We start from the raw sequence: 2,780 nt of genomic DNA, 5'->3' as shown, positions 1-2,780 counted from the left end.
GCCCGCCGCCCCGGGTGCGGGGCGACGGGCGGCGGGCGTCGGTGCGCGGGCGCGACCGGTCAGCACCAGTGCGGGTGGCGGTGCCCGAGGGTCTTGATGTGGCGCTCCGAGGCCCAGGCCCACTTGCCGCTGGCGAGGAGGTACCAGCGCGGGTTGCCGTTGATCCACTGGCCGTTCACCTTGCACTTGATCTTCACGATCTTGCCGTGCGGCACCTTTCCGACCTTCTTGGCCTTCTTGTGCGGGGCGTCCCGGAGCGTGAGGCCGTGCTTGGCGGTCACCTTGCCCTTGGTGTGGCGGTCGCCGTGGCCGCCGCCGGCCTCGGTGGTGGCTGCGGCGGCGGGGCCGGCCGCGGTGAGGGCGGCGAGCGTGCCGGTCGCGACGCACAGGGCGAGCTTGCCGGTCTTCGAGAGAGGAGCCATCTGCTGTTCTCCTGCGGAGGGGAGGTCCCGTCGGGGGGAGCTGGGGCGCCGGGAGTCGAGTGACCGGGGCCGCGCCCGGTGCGGGCGGTGCCCGATCGCGGGCGGCACCCGGTGCGGGCGATGCCCTGGTCCGTCCCGGCGGCGGCCGGCTACGTGTCGTGGTCGCTCTGCGCGTCCCCACGACTCCGGTCCGCACAAAGGACACTAAATCGACCACAATCGGCCCGCAACACGTAACGCTCCGCGACGACCGTCGCGGAGCTGAGCTTCGCGGGAGCCCCGTGCGGGCGCCCGACCCCGCGCCGCTGCCGGTTGCTCGGCCGTCGCTGCCGGAGCGCCGAACTCGCCGCGCGCGCCGGACCCGCGGACCCGGGCCGCGTGTGCGGCCGGTGCGGACCGGGCCGCGGCGCCCGGTGCGGGGGTGCCCCCCCGGCGGTGGGTGGAGGACCCGCGGCTCCGCGCCGCTGAGGGGGCCGTGCCCGTCCCGGGCGCGGGACCTGCGTGGGTCCGCCCGCGCCGCTGCCGGCGGCTGGGTCGGGCTCGCCTTCGCTGCCGGAGCGCTGAACTCGCCGTCGGCGTCGGGGCTCGCGGAGCCGGGGCGTGTCCTGCGGTCGGCGCGGATCGGGCCGGGCGCTCAGCTCGGGGCACCCCCGGTGGTGGCCGGAGGAGTCGCGGCCCCGTGCCGCTGCCGGGGCCCGGCCGTGCTCGGCCGTCGCTGCCGAAGCACCGAACTCGCCTTGAGCGTAGGGGCCGGCGGAGCCCGGGTCGTGTCGTGCTGCCGGTGCGGATCGGGCCGTGGCGCCCGGCAGGAGGGCGCCCCCCCCGGCGGTGGCGGGCGCCGTCGGCGGTCGCGGGGGACCGCGGCCCGGTGTCGCTGCCGGGAGGGCGGCCGGGCTCGGCCCTCGCCGTGGGAGCGCCGCACCGAGCCCGGGCGCCCCCGGCCGTGGGTGGAGGAGTCGCGGGCCCCGCCGTCGGGGCGGGCGGCACGCGCTACGCGTCGGGCGACGCCTCCGCCGGCAGGGTCAGCGTTGCGATCGCTCCTCCGTCGCGCGCGTTCGTGAACCGCAGCGTCGCTCCGAGGATGCGGGCCTGGCCCACGGCGATCGTCAGGCCGAGGCCGTGCCCCGTCTTGCCCGTGCTCGTCGTCTCCGTGCGGAACCGCTGGGGGCCGTGCGCCAGCAGATAGCGCGGATAGCCGGGCCCGTGGTCGCGTACGGACACCTCCGGCCCGTCCACGGTCACCACCACCGGCGCCGCGCCGTGCTTGTACGCGTTGCCGATGAGGTTGCCGAGCACCCGCTCCAGCCGCCGCTTGTCCGTCTCCACCAGCGCGTCGCGCACCACCCGCACCTCCGGCTCGGGGGTCGTCGCGCGCGCCGCGCGCTCGACCACCTGCCCCAGCCGGTGCACATCGAGATCGGCCCGCTCCACCTGCGCGTCGAGCCGCGAGATCTCCAGCAGGTCCTCGGTCAGCCGGCGCAGCTTCCGCACCCGGTCCTGGACGAGTTGGGTCGGCCGGCCGGGCGGCAGCAGCTCGGCCGCCGCGTGCAGGCCGGTGAGCGGGGTGCGCAGCTCGTGCGCCACATCGGCCGTGAAGCGCTGCTCGCTGCGGAGCCGGTTCTGCAGCGTGGCGGCCATGGTGTCGAGCGCCGCCGACACCGCGGCCACCTCGTCCTGCGAGCGCGCCGGGTCGCCGGTGCGCGGGTCGCCGACCCGCGCGTCCAGGTCGCCCGCGCTGATCCGGCGCGCCACCTGCGCGGTGAGGTGCAGCCGCCGGGTGATCCGGGTGACCGCGAAGAACCCGGCGAGCAGGGTCAGCCCGATGGCGAGCACCGAGGAGCCGAGAATGGCCTGGTCCAGGCCGCTGATGCTCTTCGCGCTCTGGCTGTAGTCGAGTTCGACCGCGAGCGCCCGGCCGTCGGCGGGCGCGGCCGCCCACATCGCCGGCCGGCCGTCGTACTCCCCGAGCCCCGTGCCGAGGTTGCCGCGGACGGCCACCTCGCGCAGCTTCTCGGGCAGCTCCGGCGGGTCGACGTGCGCGTTGGGCGGCAGCGGCTCCCCGGCGATGTACGACTCGACGGCCGAGTCGAGGCTCACCAGGGCCTCCTTGCGGGCCTGTTCGACGGTCTGCCGGGTGACGGAGACATGGACCAGGGTGCCGATGACGGTCGCCAGGACGCAGCACATCAGCGCGATGAAGACGGCGAACTTCCCGTACAGCGTGGTGGTCCAGGCGGGCAGCCGGAACGGAAGCCGCAGCCGGAACGGGAGCCGGGGCCGGAGCCGGAACGGGAACCGGAGGCGGCGCGGGCGCCGGGGGCGGAGGGTCACCGGCCCGCCCCCGTGCCGGTGGGGGTG

2 protein-coding genes are annotated in these 2,780 nt (G+C 76.9%); both read right to left on the bottom strand.

The window, feature by feature from the left end; all coding sequences use genetic code 11:
- Positions 1–59: 59 nt before the first annotated feature.
- On the bottom strand, positions 60–422 hold the full coding sequence (locus ACSNOD_RS30265) for an SH3 domain-containing protein (RefSeq protein WP_436770278.1): 363 nt from the start codon (positions 420–422) through the stop codon (positions 60–62).
- 990 nt (positions 423–1,412) lie between these two features.
- Positions 1,413–2,753, bottom strand: a complete 1,341-nt coding sequence (locus tag ACSNOD_RS30260; protein ID WP_436770279.1) for an ATP-binding protein — start codon at positions 2,751–2,753, stop codon at positions 1,413–1,415.
- Between the last annotated feature and the right edge of the window lie 27 nt (positions 2,754–2,780).

This window comes from Streptomyces sp. URMC 123 (assembly GCF_051386515.1).
In the GTDB taxonomy this organism is placed as follows: domain Bacteria; phylum Actinomycetota; class Actinomycetes; order Streptomycetales; family Streptomycetaceae; genus Streptomyces.
This window is presented reverse-complemented; position numbering and strand designations above follow the sequence as displayed.